Origin of the sequence: Providencia heimbachae ATCC 35613 (assembly GCF_001655055.1) — a bacterium.
GTDB classification, from domain to species: Bacteria; Pseudomonadota; Gammaproteobacteria; order Enterobacterales; family Enterobacteriaceae; genus Providencia; species Providencia heimbachae.
The window spans coordinates 111,534-127,003 of record NZ_LXEW01000040.1; the positions used below are offsets into that span (position 1 = coordinate 111,534).

A 15,470-nucleotide genomic window follows, 5' to 3' on the forward strand; every position below is an offset into this window, starting at 1 on the left:
CTATTTATCGATTTAATATTCTAAACAATTCAAGTTGCAGATAACACACCTGCAACTTGATGTGTGACGAGTATCAACCGATAGATTATTATTCCGGGGTGTAACCATCAATTTGAATGTCATGTCCTTCAAATAAGAACTTGACCATTTCTTGCTCTAGCATTTTACGGTCATCAGGATTCATGGTGTTGAGCTTTTTCTCGTTGATAAGCATAGTTTGCTTCGTCATCCACTGGCCCCAGGCTTCTTTCGATATTTCGTTAAAAATTCGTTTTCCTAATTCACCCGGATACAGCTGAAAATCTTGCCCATCAGCGTCACGTTGTAAAAAAGTACAAAAAATCGTTCTACTCATTATTTTTTTCCTCAAATATCAGGTAGTAAGGCTAATTGTTTTAATAAGCTATCAACCGGCGCGGCAAGGCCGATTGTTGCGCCTAGATGCAAGTTATACCAAAGTCCTTTACCTTCATCCATGGCAGCGTTAAATGCCTGAATATTAACTTTTACAGGGATAATATCCAAATGAAAATGGCTAAAAGTGTGGCGGAACGAAATTAATTGCTCCGGAATGTCATGTTGTAGGCCTGAATCGGCTAACCATTGATTGAGTTGTTCAAAGGATTCAAATTGTGGGAATACAAACAACCCACCCCAAATTCCAGAAGGTGGGCGCTGTTCCAACCAGACATTGTCTTTTTGTTGCATAATTAAAAACCAAGCACTTTTCTCAGGAATTTTTTGCTTTGGTTTTTTACCCGGGTAGGATTGCCATGAGTGATTTGCATAGGCGATACAGCCAGTATTTAATGGGCAAAGCTCACATTTAGGCTTACTACGCGTACAAACCATCGCGCCTAAATCCATCATAGCTTGATTAAAAAATTCGACACTTATTTCTGGTGTAACCTTGGTACTAATTTCCCAAAGACGATTTTCAACCTCTTTTTTACCGGGCCAACCGTCAATAGCATAACAGCGCGCTAGGACGCGTTTAACATTACCATCTAAGATTGGGTAATGTTGTTGCTGAGATAATGAGAGAATTGCCCCTGCGGTAGAGCGGCCGACACCGGGTAGGGCGAGGACTTCATCGAAGGTGGTTGGAAATAGGCCTTGGTGCTGTGTTGAGATAATTTGTGCCGCTTTATGCAGATTACGTGCTCGAGCGTAATACCCTAAGCCGGTCCATAAATGCAGAACCTCATCAATAGGCGCGGCAGCTAGTGCGTTTACATCTGCAAATCGATGAATGAATTTTTCAAAGTAAGGAATAACGGTACTGACTTGGGTTTGTTGTAGCATCACTTCAGACAACCAAACATGGTAGGACGATTTTTCTTGTTGCCATGGCAACGTTTTACGTCCGTATTTGTGGTACCAGTTGAGCACTGCTTGAGAAAATTGTTGAGCTTCCATTGAAATCATTATTTTTATAGGTATTCAGTAATGGTAAGGATTGCAACATAGACCGGAGAGGCTGTAAACCGCTTATTGTGTAGTAATATGTAAAGTTATCCAATTATCAACTGCAACATGTGTAGAGTTTTGATAAACTCCTCACCCGTTATGCTTTAATTTGTCGGGTCGCTGAGCGAAATCAATAATTATGCAACCCCTAAGCAACTGGAAGGATTAAGGGGTATACCTAAATATTTCAATTTGCTTGTTGGTACATTAACTCATTGGATAACTAATTCTTAGAACTTTATTATGATCAATAATGTCATCTCCCCCGAATATAATGAAGAGGGGCGGGTTATGCGTCGTGTCCGTAGTTTTGTCCGCCGTCAAGGGCGTCTGACAAAACGTCAGGAAGATGCATTAGAAAGCGAATGGCTTAAAATGGGCATCGATTTTGTTAACGAACCTTTTGATTTCGCTAAAGTATTTAATAATACAAATCCAGTTATTTTAGAAATTGGATTTGGTATGGGCTCTTCACTTGTCACTATGGCGGCACAAAATCCGGATAAAAATTTCCTAGGAATTGAAGTTCACGCTCCGGGTGTGGGTGCATGTCTTGCTTCTGCGAAAGAAGAAAATGTGACCAATTTGCGAGTGATGTGCCACGATGCAATCGAAGTGTTAGATTGTATGATCCCAGACAGTAGTTTATCTATGGTTCAGTTATTTTTTCCTGACCCATGGCATAAATCGAAACACAGTAAGCGCCGTATTGTGCAAGTCCCTTTTGCAGAAAAAATTCGCGGTAAGCTTACTATTGGCGGTGTTTTTCATATGGCGACCGATTGGCAGCCTTATGCGAAGCACATGCTTCAGGTAATGACGAGTATTGATGACTATAAAAATTTGTCGTCATCGAGTGACTATGTTCCTCGTCCAGAAACAAGACCAGAAACAAAATTTGAAAAGCGCGGCCAGCGGTTAGGGCACGGTGTATGGGATTTAATGTTTGAGAGGATTAATCATGGCTAAACAACCACGCAGTCGTCGTTTACGTAAAAAATTACGTTTGGATGAATTCCAAGAGTTAGGTTTCACTGTAAAATGGAACTTTAAAGAAGGCACACCGATTGAAGAAGTTGACCGCATGGTTGATGAATTAATTGCAGAAGCTATTGAGCCAAATGGTCTTGCTTTCGAAGCTAGCGGCTACATGAGCTGGGAAGGCATTGTTTGCCTACAGCAAATTGGTAAATGCACAGAAGAACATCGTCAAATCGTTGAGAATTGGCTGAAATCAAAAGGCATGAACGACGTTGTTGTTTCAGAGCTGTTTGATATCTGGTGGGAATAAGCATTAAATTGAGTATTTAATAAAAAGGCATCCTGTTGGATGCCTTTATTTTCTGGAGCGATAACTTTGAGCGCGATATTCTCTAATCAACTGCTAAACGATATCCTAGACCAAGTACGCCCTTTAATCGGTCAGGGTAATATCGCGGGCTATATTCCTGCATTAGGCGATGTTTCTCCGCATCATCTTGGGATTGCAGTCAATACGATAGAGGGTGACATGTTCACCGCTGGAGATGCGCAGCAACGTTTTTCAATTCAGTCAATTTCAAAAGTACTTAGCCTGACGTTAGCAATGACGCGCTATGAAGAAAATGAAATTTGGAGTCGCGTAGGTAAAGAACCCTCAGGTTTACCTTTTAATTCCTTGATTCAAATAGAAATGGAAAAAGGGATCCCGCGTAATCCTTTTATTAATGCGGGGGCGATTGTTATTGCTGATATGCTGCAATCACGGTTGAGCGCACCGAAGCAACGGATGTTAGAGTTTGTCCGAAAACTCGCCTGTGAACCTGATATCAGCTATGACATGTCGGTTGCTCGCTCTGAAATGGATCATGCCAGTCGCAATGCGGCAATTGCTTATCTAATGAAGTCGTTTGATAATTTCGAAAATGATGTTTTAACGGTACTCGAAACTTATTTTCATTATTGCTCTCTAAGTATGAATTGTGTTGAATTAGCACGATGTTTTTCTTATTTGACATCACAAGGGATCTCATCTTGTTCTATTGACCCGATTATCACGCCGCTTCAATCAAGGCAGATTAATGCATTGATGATGACGTGCGGTATGTATGACGGTTCTGGTGAGTTCGCTTTTCGGATTGGTATGCCCGGAAAATCCGGTGTAGGTGGTGGTATTGTTTGTGTTGTACCCAATCAATTTACTGTTGCAGTTTGGTCACCCGAGTTAGATTCGGCAGGGAACTCTTTAGTGGGTTGTGCCGCCTTAGAATTATTATCGAAACGAATTGGGCGTTCTGTTTTCTAATTATGATGAATAACAGAGTGCTTTATTAGGAGAGTTTATGCTACGCCGTACATTAATTGCATTTTCATTATTCGCTTGTGCTACGAGCCAAGCCGCTGATTATAACTGTTCAGTGACACCGCAAGACGATATTTTCATGACGCCCGAAAATGTGCAGGTGATAGGGCGCAGTGGTGATTTGAAAATAACCCCCAATGGCGATGTAACACTTGATGGCAAAAATATTGCGGTCACTGATGAACAAAAACAGCAAGCAATCCGTTATCAATCAGCTATTCGTAATGATTTACCTTGGATAAAACTAGAGTCTGAAAAAAAACTCGCCACCTCAAAACAAACTATCGATAAAGTGGTCGTTAGGGTGATTGGTAGTGACAGTAATGTGCGTAATCGGCTGACAAATTTAGAAAAAGAACTTAATGGTCAGATAAGCCAGATTATTGAAACTCGTCCGAATGGCTATGTATTTCATCATAAAGCCATGAAGCAGGTTGAAGCGAAAGGTCGCCAACTTGTGAATGAAAGTTTGGGCGGGATATTGCAAGACAGCATCAATGAAATGGGGCGCAAACAGCTACTTTCGGGCGGCGATACCAATCAGGTACTACAAGGCATGCTCGGTAATCTCGGTGGCTTACAGCAAGAGCTAGACGCTGAGTGGAAAAAGCAGGAAAACAGCTTTCAACAATTTGGCCAGCAAGTTTGTTCTAAAGTAACATCGATTGAGCAACAAAGAATTTCGTTATTAAATTCAATTAAAAAATAAATAACGCGAAGAATGAATAATATAGAGGCGGTGACAAGGAAACTTGTTACCGCCTTTTCGTATTTTAGGAAGTATGACTCACTTAACAATAATGAGAATGAAAATGAAATCAATTATCATTTAGTTGACATATCAATAACTCACTTTAGAATGCGGGTTTGGCTTAATCACTAAATCGGTGTTTTTTACTATGAAAAAATTCATTCCCGCTATACTTGTTTCCTTATTGTCTTTCTCTGCGCCATACGCTTTTAGTGCTGAATCAGCCCCTTTTACGCCAAATACAATTACGGCTCAGGGTGTTGATAAAGTGACGATTAAGCACCTTTCAGGTGAAACTGAAGTGGCTAAAAAACCACAAAAAGTTGTTCTATTTGACTTTGGTGTGTACGACTCAATGCAAAAATTGGGCTTAGGCGATAAAGTGGTTGCACTACCTACTGGAAACGCGCCTGCTTATATTAAAGGAAGCATTCCAGCATCAATGGAAAATGCAGGTGGAATGAAACAGCCGGATCTAGCTCAAATTGAACAATTAAAACCGGATTTAATTGTTATCACTGGCCGTCAAGGCAAGTCTTATGATGCATTATCAAAAATTGCACCAACCATTAATTTGGGTTCTGATAGCAAACACTATATTGACTCAGTGAAAGCCAATATCAGCTTAATTGGCGAGCTATATGGCAACCAAAAAGAAGTGGAACAACAACTGGTTCAGTTAGATAAAACAATTGCCGATGCACAGAAAAAGGCGGCTGACTCTAACAAAAAAGTCTTAGTGTTGATGCACAATGACGGGAAACTAATTCCTAATAATCAAGCGGTTGTTTATAACGTTGTTAAAGCACAGCGCGCTGAATTGCCTGTAGAAGAAAATGCGGATAAATCAAAACGTCGCGTTGTTGATACCAAAACAATTGCACAGGCAAATCCTGATGTGATCTTCATTGTTGACCGTAGCGAAGCGATTGGCGCCGGTAAATTGGAAAAAACGGTTTTTGAAGATCAAAACATCCAAGAAACCAAAGCCTATAAAGATGGCAAGATTGTCTATTTGAAATCTGATTTATGGTACTTATCGGGTGGTGGGTTAGTTAGCCTGACTGAGCAGATTGATGCGGTCACTAAAGCGTTATAATTTTTATGATTACGGCTGCTCATAAGTGGCCGTAATCAGTATTACCATTGTTATCATTCGTGTTATTATTGTCTAAGTTATTGTTCTAAAATATAAAGCCAGCATGTTAGCTATGCTGGCTTTTATCGTTTAACGTTATCAAGCCCTATTTGTGAGGGAATGATTTAACTGGACATTATTCTTCTTCACCCAGAAACAGTTCCAACAGTGAGTTTAAGAATAACTTTCCATGCTCAGTAATTTGCCATTCATCACTTGTTTCGGTGATATAGCCTTTAGCAAGCGCTTCATCGATTGATTCCCTGACGACAGACTCCGGTAGCCCGGTATATTCAGTAAACTCGTTTCGAGGCATCGCTTCAAGCAGACGAAAACGATTCATAAAATACTCGAATGGTCTATCATGCGCTTCAACATCATAGGATTGATGCAGATAACGGCCTTCCATATAGCCTCGAGGATGCTTGGTTTTGATGGTACGTAAAATCCTTCCATCTTCAAAAGATATTTTACCGTGAGCACCACAGCCAATTCCTAGGTAATCACCAAAGCGCCAATAATTCAGGTTATGTTCACATTGATAACCCGGTTTGGCATAAGCTGAGGTTTCATATTGTTGATACCCAGCAGCACTAAGTAGCTTATGCCCCTCTGAATAAATATCCCAGAGCGTATCATCATCAGGTAATTTAGGTGGGCGAGAGCCAAATTGGGTATTGGGTTCAATAGTTAATTGATACCAAGAAAGATGCGGTGGAGAAAGTTCTATGGCTTGGCGTAAGTCAGACAACCCTTCATCTTTTGTTTGTGAGGGTAGGCCGTGCATTAAATCGAGGTTAAAGCTACGAAGATTTAGGCTGGTTGCTAACCGAGCGGCTCGTTTAGCCTCATCAGGCCCATGAATACGCCCTAGGGTAATTAATTTATCATTACCAAAGCTTTGTACACCAATTGAAATACGATTAATTCCTGCCACTTGATAGCCGGCAAAACGTTCTGCTTCAACGGTTCCGGGGTTGGCTTCCATGGTAACTTCGGCTTGCGAGTCTAAATTAATACGCTGGCGAACACCATCCATCAGCGCTTGCATAGATTCAGCACTAAGTAAGCTGGGGGTTCCTCCGCCAATAAAAATTGTTTTAACCGAACGGGAGCCGATTAACTGGGCATCAACATCAAGGTCGCTAAGCAGGTGTTCAACATATTCTCTTTGAGGGATCTCACCTTTGAGAGTATGTGAGTTAAAATCACAATATGGACATTTTTGTACGCACCAAGGTATATGAATATACAGGCTTAACGGCGGTAACTTAAGCATTCTTGAGTGCATCCAACATCATTGCGAGCGCTTTGCCGCGATGGGAAATCGCTTGTTTTTCTGACTTAGTTAATTCCGCAGAAGTACAGCCTAATTCAGGGATATAAAATATAGGGTCATAACCAAAACCCCCTTGACCTTTAGGTTCATGGGTAATAATACCCTGCCAACGGCCATGAAAAACCAGAGGAGTTGGGTCTTCTGCATGACGCAAATACACTAATACACAGTTAAATTGCGCCTGACGTTTATCATTAGGCACCTCTTTCATTGCATCAAGTAGCTTAAGCAAATTTTGTTGATCAGTAGCTTCTTCACCCGCATAGCGAGCCGAGTAAATCCCCGGGGCGCCACCGAGGGCATCAACAGAAATACCCGAGTCATCAGCAATTGCAGGTAACCCTGTTTGTGCGGATGCATGACGTGCTTTCAAAATGGCATTTTCAATAAAGGTTAAGCCTGTTTCTTCAGCGGATTCAACGCCGAGTGAGGTTTGTGCCACAATATCCATGCCGAAATCACGCAGTAAATCAGCTAATTCATTCACTTTACCGGGATTACCGGTTGCTAAAACTACTTTTTGCATCGTTTTAAACTCGTTATTACATGATACCAATGGAATAGAGCATTGCCGTTAGTGATGGGTCAATCATCAGGGAGATGTCTAAGCGTAAATAATTCAAGGCAATTAAGATAAACATCACAATCATAGCTGAAAAATCTAACCCGCCCATCGCTGGAATAATACGGCGAATAGGGGCCATCAGCGGCTCAGTTAATTGGAACAGTAGAAAATCGACAGGGTTACGACCTTGGCTTACCCAGCTTAGGATAGCTCTAATTAGGATCATCCAAAAAATAAGTTTACCCACGTAAGTCAAGAGCAACAGGACTGCCATTGGTATGATGGTGATACCCAAGGCTGGTAGCATATTCGTTGCCCACATACCGAAGATAATACCCGCTAAGGCGAAGATGAATGCCACGAGAAGCGTTGCAGAGTCAATCTTACCCATTGCAGGGATAACTCGACGTAAAGGCCCGACAATCGGTTGAGTGGCTTTTACCACGAATTGTGAAAAAGGATTATAGAAGTCTGCTCGCACGATTTGCATCCAAGCTCGCAGCAGTAAGACAAAAATATACAGTTGGACTAGGGTTGTAATAACAAAAACTAAAGTCTTCATAGCAAATTCCGCGATTAATTAAAAAAGTTTTTCCATTTCTTCTGCTCTATCGATAGCACTTTGCATGGCTTGTGCGACCGTTTGCGGAAGGTTTCCATTATAAAATTGCTCTAAAGCCATCGCGGTGGTGCCGCCTTTAGAGGTGACTTGCTCACGCAATGTCGAAAATGCAATATCACCTTGTGATTTTGCAAGGGCAACCGAGCCGTCAATCGCATTGAGCACTAGCTCACGTGCTTGTTTTTCATCATAACCGAGTTGCTCTGCTTTTTGTTGCATTGCTTCCATAAATAGGAAGAAATAAGCAGGGGAGCTTCCGGTAATAGCAATCACATTATTGATTTCTTGCTCTTTTACACACCAAATCGTTGAACCAACACTTTGCATCAGTTCTTGGGCAAATTGTTTATCTTGTTCACTTACGGTATCTTGGGCGAACAAGCCACTCACCCCTTTTCCAACCAGTGAGGGGGTATTTGGCATGATGCGAATCAAACGTAATTCTTGGCCAAAATACGTATTATAACGATGAGCAGGAATGCCCGCTGCGATAGTCAAAACAAGTTTTTCGCTAAAATCAGTGGCTTGTTGTAATGCCTCACAGACCTCTTTCATCATTTGAGGTTTGACAGCTAATACAATGACATCAGCTTGTTTCACCGCAGCAACATTATCATTTGTACTATTGATACCATACTGCTCGGCAATTTTATCACGGCGTACAGGTGTTGGAGAACAGACGGTTATCTTTGATGCAGGGTAACCATGACTAACGAGACCTGCAATAATGGCATGCGCCATATTACCAGCACCAATGAATGCAATTTCGCGATGTTGCATCTTGTTCTCCTTATTTATTGATCATATTGACGAGCACCAAAAATAGCGGTTCCTATGCGAACAAGGGTTGAGCCGCAATGAATTGCCGCACTCATGTCATCTGTCATTCCCATCGAAAGCGTATCTACAGTTGGATAGTTCGTTTGTAATTGCTTAAATGCGTGTTCCATTTTTCGAAAAGCATCACATTGGCGTTCATATTCAGCTTCAGGGGCAGGGATCGTCATTAAACCACGTAAAACGAGGTTAGGCATCAATGAAACCTGCTTAGCCAGTGAATCCAGTGCTTCTAATTTTATGCCTGACTTACTGTTCTCATCGCTGATATTGATTTGAATGAGCACATTTAAAGGCGCTTTATCGTTAGGACGTTGGTCATTTAAGCGTTGAGCAATTTTTTCTCTATCTAGAGTATGAAACCAATCGAAATGTTCGGAGACTAGGCGGCTTTTATTTGATTGTAATGGGCCGATAAAATGCCAAATGAGGTCGGTTCTATCTGAGAAAAATTGAATTTTTTCTACACCTTCTTGAACATAATTTTCACCAAATTGGCGCTGTCCTGCATCAATGGCTTCCAAAATGGCTTCACAAGGCTTAGTTTTACTCACCGCTAGCAGTGTAATATCTTGTGGTGAGCGGTGACACTCTGTTGCGGCAAGATTAATGCGAGCGATAACATCAGAGAGATTATTTTGAATGGTCATTGTTTTATTCAATACCGTTTTTTGAATGACATTAGGTGAATACCCAGTATTGTTACTAGTGTAAAGCAAATTGGCTAAGAACGGCACCTTTGCATAGGGCGAATGCAAAAAAATATCGATAAAAATAAATCTGAATTTTTAGCCGTGTTGATCAAACCAGCTTTCGAGGATCACAACGGCAGAGGCCGAGTCAACTTTACCTTTACTGAGTGCGCGATAACCGCCTTGCTCAAATAACCCTGATTTAGCCTCAACAGTGGATAGCCTTTCATCGTGTAATTCAACTTTTACACCAAAACGACCATGTATACGGTTGGCAAAATTACGAGCTTGGCTAGTGACTAGTTGCTCCGTGCCATCCATATTGAGCGGAAGGCCAACAATGACTAATTGTGGCTGCCATTCTTTGAGTAACTTCTCGATTTGTTGCCAGTCGGGCCTGCCGTCACTTGCTTTTAACGAGGTTAGAGGACGAGCGGTACCAGTGATCTCTTGTCCAATAGCAACGCCGATACTTTTTGTACCGAAATCAAAGCCAAGTAAGGTTCTTCCAGACATTATGCATGCCCCGCTTGCATCGAAATCGTATGAATATTAATCCCTAATAAATTGGCTGCGGCTTTCCAGCGTTCATTAAGAGGCGTTTTAAAGATTAACGAAGGATCCGCTTCTACAGTAAGCCAGCTATTTTCCATAATTTCATTTTCAAGTTGTCCTGGTTCCCAGCTCGCATACCCTAATGCAACTAACGAATTTAACGGATGTTGTTCGCTACCGAGCGTTTCTAAAATATCTTTTGAGGTAGTGACCATGACGTCATCATTGAGATGCAAACTTGAAGCAAATCCTGGCACCGGTGTATGTAAAATAAAACCGTGCTCTTCAGCGACAGGACCGCCTGCAATCACCATTTTTTCTAAATTACGGGTATCGATTTTATCTGAAATTGTGATATCAAGTTTCTTTAGCATGGTACTGACTGAAAAGTCTTCAATCGGTTTATTAATAACTAACCCCATTGCTCCTTTTTCGTTGTGCTCGCACACATAAACGACAGACTGTACAAAATAAGGGTCTGTTAGAGATGGCATTGCGATTAAAAAATGGTTTTGTAGATTCATCAGATGTCTTTGCCGTTTAAACAATCACTTTAAATAAGATTTAAAAAGACCTACAAGAGGCCTTTTTAACTAAAATGTATTAGGGGGTTGTTGAACTTTACTGCTTATTTTTACAGCATAAAAGTTCAACAACCCTAGGTTACTTACTTTTTGAGCCGACGCTCAATAGCATCCATCAACATACCCGTGACGGAGATATCATAAGCAGCTTCAATTTCACGAGCACATGTTGGGCTGGTTACGTTAATTTCGGTCAATCTATCACCAATAATATCAAGACCCACAAACACTAAACCTTTTGCTTTTAACGTTGGTGCAACGGCGCGCGCAATCGCCCAATCACTTTCGCTAAGAGGACGCGCTTCACCACGGCCACCTGCTGCTAAGTTACCGCGAGTTTCCCCTTGTGCTGGAATACGCGCTAAGCAATAGGGGACGGGTTCACCATCAACAACGAGCACGCGCTTGTCACCGTCTTTGATTGCTGGCAAGAAATTTTGAGCCATACAATAACGCGAGCCGTGTTCGGTTAATGTTTCAATAATGACACCGACATTCGGGTCATCTTGTTTTAGGCGGAAGATAGAAGCGCCACCCATACCATCTAAAGGTTTAAAAATCACATCACCATGTTTTTGATGAAATTCTCTGAGCTTTTTAGCACTACGTGTGACTAAGGTATCGGGGGTTAATTCCGGGAACCATGCGGTAAAGAGTTTTTCGTTACAGTCGCGCAGACTTTGTGGCTTATTTACTATTAAAGAACCCGCTTCTTCAGCACGTTCAAGAATATAGGTCGCATAGATAAATTCAGTATCAAATGGCGGATCTTTACGCATTAAAATTGCATCAAGTGTACCCAGAGCGATATCTTGTTCGCCGTGGAACTCATACCACTTGCTTGGGTTCTCTTCGACGGTGACAATTTTAGTCAGTGCGCGAGCTTCACCTTGGTGTAAGTAGAGATCATCCATTTCCATATAATGGATTTCATAACCGCGACGCTGAGCTTCTAACATCATGGCAAAACTGGTGTCTTTCTTGATTTTAATGGACGCAATTGGGTCCATGACTATACCGAGCTTGATCATTTTTTCTCCTTAACCCAGATCACCGAGGCGCACTTGAAGTGCAGTGATAGCGGTTAGCGCAGTCGTTTCTGTTCGTAATACTCGAGGTCCTAACAGTATATCGGTAAATTGATAATTTGCTGTCATGGCGATTTCTTCAGTTGATAGGCCCCCTTCAGGGCCAATCAGTAATCTGACTTTTTTTCGGTCGGTCGGCAGGGTATTAATACTTTCTGTCGCTCGCGGATGTAAGTTAATTTTTAGTGCACCATCATTTTCAGCGCACCAATCTTCAAGCGTTTGTACAGGGCGGATTTCAGGGATCCGATTACGCCCACATTGCTCGCAAGCCGCAATCGCAATTCTTTGCCATTGCTGTAATTTTTTTTCCAGTCTTTCACCATCAAGACGAACGCCACAGCGTTCAGAAAGTAGCGGTGTAATGGTATTCACGCCAAGCTCAACAGATTTTTGAATAGTAAATTCCATTTTTTCACCACGGGACATCACTTGCCCTAGGTGTAAATCAAGTGGGGATTCACGATCATCAAGTTGGCTATTTTCTACGTGAACTAGCACATTTTTTTTCGTGGCTTCAGTGATCTCTGCACTGAATATCTGATTACTGCCGTCAAAAAGTTCGAGTTTTTGACCTGCCGTCATGCGAAGGACTCGGCCCACATGATTTGCTGCATCATCACCAAGCGGGATTGTTATATTGGTTTGAAGTGGCTCTGGATGATAAATGCGTGGGATGCGCATGGTTTTTCCTTAGTCGATACGAGTTTGAATATTTATACAACTGCTGATGAATATGGGGGCAAAATCTTTAAAAGCAAGATGATGAGCCCAGTTTACAATGAAAAGAATCGGTTTTGTAGTGCGTCTGTGCGGTATCTTAAATCGTTTCAAATAGGATAGATAAAAGCTTTTGTCGGATAAACCGATTATAAACAACGGAAATAAGGTGTTGGGATCTTTTTAAGCACACAGTATATTGTTTTAAATCTCCATAATGGAATAAGGAGTCAATATGAACTTTTTTTTTGAATATACTAACTATATTATTAATGAACTTTTATTTAATTATCTAGAACGTCTACTAAACGCAACATTGCCACTGGAATTATTATCTCAATATTTTTTAAATCGACAATCGGTTTCAAGTGTTAATCTCAATTATTATATTGATATTTATGAGTTTATTTTAGTTTTTGTTTTGCTGATTTTTTCTCATTTCATAACAAAGGCATTGTTGTTCCATATTCCCAAAAAATATCTTGAGGAAAAAAATATTTATATTAAAAATTCTATTTTATTGGTTTTTAATATTTCATTTTCCCTAATATTAATCCTAACTTTTAATAATTTGTTAATCATTTTTTTATTGTTTGTTTTTTTAAATTTGGTTATTCCTTTATTTATTATCGACCTTAAAATAGGGTATTTACCTGATGTATTAACTTATCCTTTATTGTGGCTCGGTTTACTCTCTCAGATATGGCGACCTAATGGCAATATTGTGTCAGCAATTTATGCGGTAATATTAAGTTTCACTGTAATGGTAGTAATGACGACATTAATCGAAAAAATAAAAAAACGCCCACAAATGGGGCGGGGGGATTTTAAATTAATTGCAGCTTGTGCTGCATGGCTCGGGGTGCTGCAATTACCTTATTTTCTTGCACTTTCTGCTTTGTTCGGATTGATGCAATACAGTATTGTTTATCTAAAAAATAAGCATAAAAGCATTGTTAGCATTCCCTTTGGCCCTGCAATTATTATTAGTGCAAGCTTTTGGCTATACCTATCACTAATTAATCACTCTCTGGCATTGCAATTATTCATTAGTTAGCAGCGGCAATCAGTGAGTCTAAGAATTGTTGCCATTTGTTTGCATCCCCTAAATAATTTTGCAGTGGGACTTTTAGCCATTTATCTTGCTGTTTGATGAGTAGTGTTGGAAAACCCGAAGAACCCGATTGAGCCAGTAATTTTTTACTGTTTTGAATATGTGAGTCGGTTTCATTTTTTTCACATAATACATAATCTTGCTGGTATTTATTACTATCTAATCCAAGTTCGTTAGCAATAGCAGATAAAACGTGAGGTTCATTAATATGGTGACCAGAAATGTAATGCGCTTTTTGAATTGCCTTTAGCATTTCAATCGCTTTACCCTGTTTAGCGGCCGCTAAAATAGCGGTTTGCGGTGGTGTTGAATCCATAACTAAACTTGGTTCATGCAGCATTTTAATATAGTCATCACCAAAAACTTGTCCGGTCATTGCTGCAATACGTTTGTCTGATTGCAGAATATATTGCCTAAATTGGTCATCTAAGTGAAGACGTGAATTGCCTGCTAACATGCCACCACCATGGAGCTCAATGTCGATATTAGGGTGGTTAGCCGCAACTTCAATTAAGGGTGCAGCCGCATAACACCAGCCACAATAGGGGTCATAAATGTAGTGTAAGGTTATTTTATTCATGGTTGCTCTCAGCAAATTATTCTAGATTTATTATTAAGATAATAACATCGCAACAAATTTGAGTTTAGTTGCGATGTGCTATTAAAAATAATAAGGTAATTACTTATTTGTTAATTTGTTTTTTACTAAATTATTGAGGCCATTGCATTTCGCCTTTTATCACTTTAGCGCTGAGTTCTAAACTTGATTTATCCTCTAAGTTTGGATATTTGTTTTCCATTTTTTGCGTCAATTCAGCGGCATTTTTACTGGTTGCGTTTGCGGCTTCAAAATCGGTTAAATACTGCTGCGTGAACGTCACTGTATTGAGGTCGGTTTTTGATTGGCCAGTAAAGTGTCCAGGAACAACCGTTTTAGGGTTCAGTGCTTTAATGCTTTCAAGTGCTTGTTGCCAGTTTTGACGTGACTCTTTAGTTTGCGTATCGGCAATCCATACATGGATATTATCAGAAACAATAACGCCACCAACAACAGCTTTGAGTGAAGGAACCCATACATAGCTTCTATCAGGCGATGCACTATCAAGACCTTTGATTTCTAACCTTTCACCATCAACGGTAAAGCTATTTCCTTGGATAACGTCGGGCACGATAATACTCGTAGGCGCTTCATTTTTTAGAACGTCGCCCCAATAAGCAAGTTTGCTGTCTTTGGTTAATTTAATTGCTTCAACTGTTTCAGCCGTCGCAACCACTTTCGCATCGGGGAATGCTTTGGTGATGGTCTCTAATCCAAAATAAAAATCAGGATCAGAATGGCTGATATAAATTGTCGTCAGTTTTTTATCTAATTTTTGAATTTTATCGACTAACCGCTGCGCATCATTGTTTTGAAATTGAGCATCAATAAGAACGACTTCTTTATCACCACTAATTATTTCTGATGACACCGGAAATACACTGTGGGTGCCTGGGTTATAGACATCTAAAGTTAGGTTAGTCGCTTGAGCTGATAATGTTGCTGTCGCAAATAAGGTTGCGATAGTTAAAGTGTGTAGTTTCATTAGTTATCCTAAAATTGGGTTAATTATTTAATATTCGTTTGGCTTGATGTGTATATTAAATTGCAATTATA

At 40.4% G+C, this 15,470-nt stretch carries 19 protein-coding genes; 6 read left to right on the plus strand and 13 right to left on the minus strand.

The window, feature by feature from the left end:
• Nucleotides 1-88: 88 nt before the first annotated feature.
• A complete protein-coding gene (locus tag M998_RS14670) occupies nucleotides 89-355 on the minus strand; it encodes an oxidative damage protection protein (protein ID WP_068439517.1) in 267 nt (88 codons plus the stop codon).
• Nucleotides 356-366: 11 nt separating this feature from the next.
• On the minus strand, nucleotides 367-1,419 hold the full coding sequence (mutY, locus tag M998_RS14675) for an A/G-specific adenine glycosylase (protein ID WP_068909545.1): 1,053 nt from the start codon (nucleotides 1,417-1,419) through the stop codon (nucleotides 367-369).
• Between the two features lie 294 nt (nucleotides 1,420-1,713).
• Here mutY and trmB point away from each other — a divergent pair, with 294 nt between their 5' ends.
• From trmB to M998_RS14700, 5 genes are all read left to right on the plus strand, one after another.
• A complete protein-coding gene (gene trmB, locus M998_RS14680) occupies nucleotides 1,714-2,439 on the plus strand; it encodes a tRNA (guanosine(46)-N7)-methyltransferase TrmB (RefSeq protein WP_068439521.1) in 726 nt (241 codons plus the stop codon).
• A complete protein-coding gene (locus M998_RS14685) occupies nucleotides 2,432-2,761 on the plus strand; it encodes a YggL family protein (protein WP_068439523.1) in 330 nt (109 codons plus the stop codon). Before trmB ends, M998_RS14685 begins: the two co-directional genes overlap by 8 nt.
• A gap of 66 nt (nucleotides 2,762-2,827) precedes the next feature.
• Nucleotides 2,828-3,754 carry a glutaminase B gene (gene glsB, locus M998_RS14690; protein WP_068439689.1) on the plus strand — a complete coding sequence of 309 codons (927 nt, stop codon included), beginning with the start codon at nucleotides 2,828-2,830 and terminating at the stop codon, nucleotides 3,752-3,754.
• Nucleotides 3,755-3,791: 37 nt separating this feature from the next.
• Nucleotides 3,792-4,520 (plus strand): DUF2884 family protein, encoded by a 729-nt coding sequence (locus M998_RS14695; protein WP_068909547.1) that lies wholly within the window; start codon nucleotides 3,792-3,794, stop codon nucleotides 4,518-4,520.
• Nucleotides 4,521-4,710: 190 nt separating this feature from the next.
• Complete coding sequence (locus tag M998_RS14700) at nucleotides 4,711-5,661, plus strand: siderophore ABC transporter substrate-binding protein (protein WP_068909549.1); 951 nt, start codon at nucleotides 4,711-4,713, stop codon at nucleotides 5,659-5,661.
• 175 nt (nucleotides 5,662-5,836) lie between these two features.
• On the opposite strand, the gene hemW is transcribed toward M998_RS14700, so the two are convergent.
• The 9 genes from hemW to rsmE form a co-directional block, all read right to left on the minus strand.
• Entirely contained in the window at nucleotides 5,837-6,979 is a 1,143-nt protein-coding gene (hemW, locus tag M998_RS14705; protein ID WP_068909551.1) for a radical SAM family heme chaperone HemW, read from the minus strand.
• The gene (rdgB, locus tag M998_RS14710) at nucleotides 6,972-7,565 is read right to left on the minus strand and encodes an RdgB/HAM1 family non-canonical purine NTP pyrophosphatase (protein ID WP_068439531.1); all 594 of its coding nucleotides are present in this window, start codon (nucleotides 7,563-7,565) and stop codon (nucleotides 6,972-6,974) included. Before rdgB ends, hemW begins: the two co-directional genes overlap by 8 nt.
• A gap of 16 nt (nucleotides 7,566-7,581) precedes the next feature.
• A complete protein-coding gene (locus M998_RS14715; RefSeq protein WP_068439535.1) occupies nucleotides 7,582-8,166 on the minus strand; it encodes a YggT family protein in 585 nt (194 codons plus the stop codon).
• A gap of 18 nt (nucleotides 8,167-8,184) precedes the next feature.
• On the minus strand, nucleotides 8,185-9,006 hold the full coding sequence (gene proC, locus M998_RS14720) for a pyrroline-5-carboxylate reductase (protein WP_068439537.1): 822 nt from the start codon (nucleotides 9,004-9,006) through the stop codon (nucleotides 8,185-8,187).
• Between the two features lie 14 nt (nucleotides 9,007-9,020).
• Nucleotides 9,021-9,713: a YggS family pyridoxal phosphate-dependent enzyme gene (locus M998_RS14725; protein WP_068909553.1), complete on the minus strand. Its 693-nt coding sequence runs from the start codon at nucleotides 9,711-9,713 to the stop codon at nucleotides 9,021-9,023.
• Nucleotides 9,714-9,851: 138 nt separating this feature from the next.
• Nucleotides 9,852-10,271, minus strand: coding sequence for a Holliday junction resolvase RuvX (gene ruvX, locus M998_RS14730; RefSeq protein WP_068439540.1), 420 nt, complete (start codon nucleotides 10,269-10,271; stop codon nucleotides 9,852-9,854).
• Nucleotides 10,271-10,834, minus strand: coding sequence for a YqgE/AlgH family protein (locus tag M998_RS14735; protein WP_068439541.1), 564 nt, complete (start codon nucleotides 10,832-10,834; stop codon nucleotides 10,271-10,273). The genes ruvX and M998_RS14735 overlap by 1 nt, the downstream gene beginning before the upstream one ends.
• Nucleotides 10,835-10,977: 143 nt before the next feature.
• Nucleotides 10,978-11,925 (minus strand): glutathione synthase, encoded by a 948-nt coding sequence (gene gshB, locus M998_RS14740; protein ID WP_068909555.1) that lies wholly within the window; start codon nucleotides 11,923-11,925, stop codon nucleotides 10,978-10,980.
• Between the two features lie 9 nt (nucleotides 11,926-11,934).
• Nucleotides 11,935-12,666 (minus strand): 16S rRNA (uracil(1498)-N(3))-methyltransferase, encoded by a 732-nt coding sequence (gene rsmE, locus M998_RS14745; protein ID WP_068439545.1) that lies wholly within the window; start codon nucleotides 12,664-12,666, stop codon nucleotides 11,935-11,937.
• 271 nt (nucleotides 12,667-12,937) lie between these two features.
• Between rsmE and M998_RS14750 the strand changes: the two genes are divergently transcribed.
• A complete protein-coding gene (locus tag M998_RS14750) occupies nucleotides 12,938-13,759 on the plus strand; it encodes a prepilin peptidase (RefSeq protein WP_082913035.1) in 822 nt (273 codons plus the stop codon).
• Here the strand turns inward: M998_RS14750 and M998_RS14755 are convergent.
• Together M998_RS14755 and M998_RS14760 are read right to left on the minus strand one after the other, a co-directional pair.
• A complete protein-coding gene (locus tag M998_RS14755) occupies nucleotides 13,752-14,396 on the minus strand; it encodes a DsbA family protein (RefSeq protein ID WP_068909557.1) in 645 nt (214 codons plus the stop codon). The two genes, M998_RS14750 and M998_RS14755, sit on opposite strands and share 8 nt — an antisense overlap.
• Before the next feature lie 130 nt (nucleotides 14,397-14,526).
• Nucleotides 14,527-15,399 (minus strand): MBL fold metallo-hydrolase, encoded by an 873-nt coding sequence (locus M998_RS14760; protein ID WP_068909559.1) that lies wholly within the window; start codon nucleotides 15,397-15,399, stop codon nucleotides 14,527-14,529.
• Between the last annotated feature and the right edge of the window lie 71 nt (nucleotides 15,400-15,470).

Bases quoted from the DNA above. Each gene is read 5' to 3' on its own strand.
- M998_RS14750 (WP_082913035.1), top strand. From the start codon at position 12,938: ATGAACTTTTTTTTTGAATATACTAACTATATTATTAATGAACTTTTA.
- M998_RS14700 (WP_068909549.1), top strand. From the start codon at position 4,711: ATGAAAAAATTCATTCCCGCTATACTTGTTTCCTTATTGTCTTTCTCT.
- ruvX (WP_068439540.1), bottom strand. From the start codon at position 10,271: ATGTCTGGAAGAACCTTACTTGGCTTTGATTTCGGTACAAAAAGTATC.
- rdgB (WP_068439531.1), bottom strand. From the start codon at position 7,565: ATGCAAAAAGTAGTTTTAGCAACCGGTAATCCCGGTAAAGTGAATGAA.
- M998_RS14755 (WP_068909557.1), bottom strand. From the start codon at position 14,396: ATGAATAAAATAACCTTACACTACATTTATGACCCCTATTGTGGCTGG.
- mutY (WP_068909545.1), bottom strand. From the start codon at position 1,419: ATGGAAGCTCAACAATTTTCTCAAGCAGTGCTCAACTGGTACCACAAA.
- trmB (WP_068439521.1), top strand. From the start codon at position 1,714: ATGATCAATAATGTCATCTCCCCCGAATATAATGAAGAGGGGCGGGTT.
- hemW (WP_068909551.1), bottom strand. From the start codon at position 6,979: ATGCTTAAGTTACCGCCGTTAAGCCTGTATATTCATATACCTTGGTGC.
- proC (WP_068439537.1), bottom strand. From the start codon at position 9,006: ATGCAACATCGCGAAATTGCATTCATTGGTGCTGGTAATATGGCGCAT.
- M998_RS14670 (WP_068439517.1), bottom strand. From the start codon at position 355: ATGAGTAGAACGATTTTTTGTACTTTTTTACAACGTGACGCTGATGGG.
- M998_RS14695 (WP_068909547.1), top strand. From the start codon at position 3,792: ATGCTACGCCGTACATTAATTGCATTTTCATTATTCGCTTGTGCTACG.
- M998_RS14725 (WP_068909553.1), bottom strand. From the start codon at position 9,713: ATGACCATTCAAAATAATCTCTCTGATGTTATCGCTCGCATTAATCTT.
- M998_RS14735 (WP_068439541.1), bottom strand. From the start codon at position 10,834: ATGAATCTACAAAACCATTTTTTAATCGCAATGCCATCTCTAACAGAC.
- M998_RS14685 (WP_068439523.1), top strand. From the start codon at position 2,432: ATGGCTAAACAACCACGCAGTCGTCGTTTACGTAAAAAATTACGTTTG.
- M998_RS14760 (WP_068909559.1), bottom strand. From the start codon at position 15,399: ATGAAACTACACACTTTAACTATCGCAACCTTATTTGCGACAGCAACA.
- rsmE (WP_068439545.1), bottom strand. From the start codon at position 12,666: ATGCGCATCCCACGCATTTATCATCCAGAGCCACTTCAAACCAATATA.
- gshB (WP_068909555.1), bottom strand. From the start codon at position 11,925: ATGATCAAGCTCGGTATAGTCATGGACCCAATTGCGTCCATTAAAATC.
- M998_RS14715 (WP_068439535.1), bottom strand. From the start codon at position 8,166: ATGAAGACTTTAGTTTTTGTTATTACAACCCTAGTCCAACTGTATATT.